General features: G+C 70.2%; 4 protein-coding genes and 1 pseudogene. 3 read left to right on the plus strand and 2 right to left on the minus strand.

Annotation, left to right across the window (positions count from 1 at the left end; all coding sequences use genetic code 11):
- Window positions 1-130, minus strand: a pseudogene (locus tag AB8Z36_RS34030) (TetR family transcriptional regulator); the annotation flags it as partial.
- Between the two features lie 267 nt (window positions 131-397).
- Here AB8Z36_RS34030 and AB8Z36_RS34035 point away from each other — a divergent pair.
- Window positions 398-1,186 (plus strand): arylamine N-acetyltransferase family protein, encoded by a 789-nt coding sequence (locus AB8Z36_RS34035; protein ID WP_369217253.1) that lies wholly within the window; start codon window positions 398-400, stop codon window positions 1,184-1,186.
- Window positions 1,187-1,277: 91 nt separating this feature from the next.
- The gene (locus AB8Z36_RS34040) at window positions 1,278-1,754 is read left to right on the plus strand and encodes a VOC family protein (protein ID WP_369217250.1); all 477 of its coding nucleotides are present in this window, start codon (window positions 1,278-1,280) and stop codon (window positions 1,752-1,754) included.
- Window positions 1,755-1,929: 175 nt separating this feature from the next.
- On the opposite strand, the gene AB8Z36_RS34045 is transcribed toward AB8Z36_RS34040, so the two are convergent.
- Window positions 1,930-2,451 carry a hypothetical protein gene (locus tag AB8Z36_RS34045; RefSeq protein ID WP_369217251.1) on the minus strand — a complete coding sequence of 174 codons (522 nt, stop codon included), beginning with the start codon at window positions 2,449-2,451 and terminating at the stop codon, window positions 1,930-1,932.
- Between the two features lie 141 nt (window positions 2,452-2,592).
- On the opposite strand from AB8Z36_RS34045, the gene AB8Z36_RS34050 reads away from it, so the two are divergent.
- Window positions 2,593-3,242: helix-turn-helix domain-containing protein (locus tag AB8Z36_RS34050; protein ID WP_369217252.1), on the plus strand; the 650-nt coding region annotated here is incomplete at its 3' end.

The raw sequence follows: 3,242 nt of genomic DNA on the forward strand, positions 1-3,242 counted from the left end.
GACGAGCACAGGCGACGGCGTCGGCCAGGCGCACCGCCTCGGTGATGATCCGGTCCAGGGTGAGCGCCGGTTTCGGCCCCCGCGTGGGGCGCTCGCCGCTGCCCCAGAGCAGTTCGAGGCTCGGGTTGATGTCGCTGCCGGTGCGCTGGGGGGGGGGGGGGGGGGGGGGGGGGGGGGGGGGGGGGGGGGGGGGGGGGGGGGGCAGCGTACACCGTACCCAATTTATGGAGTCGCCCCGAGCATCGGCCGGAGGTCCTAGGGCGGTGGTACGGGGTGACCGCCCGCCGGAGGCCCATGGCGGCCCCCAGGCGACCACCGCGAGACTGGCCACATGCACACGGACACGCACACGCACTCGCACTCGCACTCGCACTCGCACTCGCACCTGCCCATGGCCATGCACGCGGACCGGACCGAGGCCTACCTGCGGCGCATCGGCGTGGAGCGCCCCGACTCCCCCAGCGCGCACGCCCTCCAGGTGCTGCACGCGGCACACCTGCGCCACGTTCCTTTCGAGAACCTCTCGATCCACCTCGGCGAGGAGATCGTGCTCACCGACGAGGCCCTGGTGACGAAGGTGGTGGAGGCGCGCAGAGGCGGCTTCTGCTACGAACTGAACGGCGCGTTCGCGGCCCTTCTCACCTCCCTGGGCTTCGAGGCCGCGCTGCTCCAGGGCCGGGTGTACGGCGAGGCGGGCCGGCCCGGCATCCCCTTCGACCACCTCGCGCTGCGCGTGCGCACGGAGGACGGCGGCGACTGGCTGGCCGACGTGGGCTTCGGCGCCCACAGCGAGCTGCCGCTCCGCTTCGACGAGCGGGGCGACCAGGCCGATCCGGCGGGGACGTTCCGCTTGACGGAGAAGGAGTCGGGCGACCTGGACGTACTCCGGGACGGCAGCCCGCAGTACCTCCTCGACGCCCGCCCGCGCGCGCTGGCGGACTTCGCGGCGGGCGCCTGGTACCACCGGACGTCACCGGATTCCCACTTCACCCGCTCACTGGTCTGCTCGATCCTCACCGGGACGGGCCGGGTGACCCTCAGCGGCCGCAAGCTCACCACGACGGCGGACGGCGAACGCGACGTCACCGAGCTGACCTCGGAGGCGGAGGTGCTCGCGGCGTACGACCGCTACTTCGGCATCACCCTGGAGAAGGAGCCCTTCCTGAACCCGCTCCTTCCCACCTGACCGCGTGGCGATGAGTTGGCCCCGGTGCGACGGTCTGGGTTATGGAGAGCGTCCGGCAGGTCCGGCGCCCACGCGACAGGAGAGTGCCGTCATGCCCGAGATCACACCCAACCTCTGGTTCGACACACAGAGCGAGGAGGCCGCGAGGTTCTACGTCTCGGTCTTCCCGAACAGCTCGGTCAAGAACATCTCGTACTACGGGGAGAACGCCCCGCGCCCGGCGGGCACGGTCCTGACGGTCGACTTCGTCCTGGACGGCAAACGCTTCACGGCGATCAACGGCGGCCCCGACTTCACCTTCGACGAGGCCGTCTCCTTCATGATCGACTGCGCCGACCAGAAGGAGGTCGACCACTACTGGTCCACACTCTCCGAGGGCGGCGAGGAGGGCCCCTGCGGCTGGCTCAAGGACAAGTACGGCCTGTCCTGGCAGGTGGTCCCGAAGGCCCTCCCCGTCCTGCTGAACGACCCGAACCCGGCCCGCGCCCAGCGAGCGATGCAGGCGATGCTCGGCATGAAGAAGCTGGACGTGGCGGGGCTTTACGCGGCGGCGGACGGGGAGGCCTAGCGACCGCGCTTTCGTGCGGCCGCGGCGTGGAGTGCCGCCAAACCGCGCCGCATCCGCACACCGCCCTCGCAGGTATCCGCCTCCGTCCGGCAGGGCGGACAACCGACGAGATGCGCCAGGTACACCTGATACAGGAGTTCCTCACAGCGGTACAGGGTGAGCGGCGGCGACGTGCTCACGGCCGGACTTCCTCATCCGGTCGGCTCCCGGAGCGCACGACCGCTGCCACGGTGGCGGGCTCGCACAGATCGCCCGCGAACTTCGGCGGCGCCACCCAGTACGTGCCGGGTGGCTCGACCCGGTCCAGCCTCGGCACACCCAGGAAGGTGCCGTGACTCAGACACGGCGCGACAGCCTGGTGTTCCCACGTTCGGAAGCCGGGCGGCCGCATCAACGCGTAATACGTGCCGCCCATCGCGCGGTCGTCGTAGATGACGGGTCCGTCGAGCAGTCGGGCGACACGCACGGCGGTCTCGTGCGGCACGGTCACACCCACGGCCACCTGTACGAGGGCTTGAGGCAGGCGGGCGGCGTCGAAGCGCCTGCCGAGCGGGAGGAGGGCGACGCCCGTCTCCGTCCATTCCCGAGCGGCCAGTTCAGGGGCACGCTGCGAGCGCGCCAGCCAGTCGGCCACGGCAGTACCACAGGTTCGACCGCCGTCTCCCGCGCTCACGATCCACTTCGCTGTCTCAGCCACGTTCACTTCCACTCATCCGGCTCGATCCGCTCTGTCACGCGGGCGTCAGGACTCTGTCGCTCCGGCCAGCTTCTGGTGACGGACGGTGCTGATGCGATCCCCCAGCGGTAATCTCACGGTGAGATGACTTCCGTTCCGTGTATGGATGACCGGGGTTGCACTGTGACGACGGCTTCAGCAACGATCGGGCTCCCGGACTGGGCATGGGAACGCGTCGAGGTCCGTGAGGCACTCCGCGCCCGGAACATAAGCGCCGTCTTCCGACACGTTCAGCAGTACTCCGGGGCCAGCCAAGCCCGGATCGCGTCCGCCACCGGCATGACTCAGTCACGCGTCAACGAGATCATCAACGGCCGTCGCGAAGTGACCCGCCTCGACGTCTACGAGCGAATCGCCGATGGCCTGCACATGCCCGACAGCGCCCGGCACCTGCTCGGCCTCGCGGCGGGCCGCGAGAGGCACTCGGGCGACGGCACGTTCACCCTTGCGACGTTCCCCGAGGTGGTACGGGTTTACGCACGCGGGGCGCGCGCGAGAGTTGGACATCCTCGCGGTACGCGGTCTGGGACTGATCGGCCTGAACCACAGTCTCCTGCGCTCCTCGTGCCTTCCGCAGGACCAGGGCGGTCAGGGACTCCGGGTGCGCGTGGCACTGCTCGATCCCGACAGCCGGACCCTGCGCCAGGGTCCGGCTGTCGGGATCGAGCAGTGCCACGCGCACCCGGAGTCCCTGACCGCCCTGGTCCTGCGGAAGGCACGAGGAGCGCAGGAGGGTTCAGGCCGATCAGTCC

It is taken from the genome of Streptomyces flavofungini (assembly GCF_041028215.1).
Taxonomy (GTDB): Bacteria; Actinomycetota; Actinomycetes; order Streptomycetales; family Streptomycetaceae; genus Streptomyces; species Streptomyces flavofungini_B.

Excerpts from the sequence above, each read along its gene's own strand:
- AB8Z36_RS34040 (WP_369217250.1), top strand. The coding sequence starts at position 1,278 with ATGCCCGAGATCACACCCAACCTCTGGTTCGACACACAGAGCGAGGAG.
- AB8Z36_RS34035 (WP_369217253.1), top strand. The coding sequence starts at position 398 with ATGCACGCGGACCGGACCGAGGCCTACCTGCGGCGCATCGGCGTGGAG.